The following is a 263-nucleotide window of genomic DNA, read 5'->3' on the forward strand; positions in this document are numbered from 1 at the left end:
CTGAAATACATTAAAGTAAAGACGAACTCGAAGAGACGGGATGAGGAACAGGGCGGTATCCGGATGACGCATAACGCGGACGGAACGGTAACGCTCGTATTCCCGAAAGTGACCGAACCGTTGAACATTCAACTCTCGGGTGTAAGCCCGGTAGCGAACGTGTCGATCGACCGCGGCTACACTATCCACACGGAAGAGGGTATGTTACAGATCCGGACGACAAAAGCAACGGATGTGCAAGTCTATTCGCTTACCGGGCAGGT

1 protein-coding gene is annotated in these 263 nt (G+C 52.5%); it reads left to right on the forward strand.

From position 1 onward, the window contains the following. The coding region (locus tag EII41_RS13930) for a hypothetical protein (RefSeq protein ID WP_148091786.1) at positions 1 to 263 on the forward strand (263 nt) is incomplete at both ends.

Source organism: Tannerella forsythia (assembly GCF_003860135.1).
Classification (GTDB): Bacteria; Bacteroidota; Bacteroidia; order Bacteroidales; family Tannerellaceae; genus Tannerella; species Tannerella forsythia_A.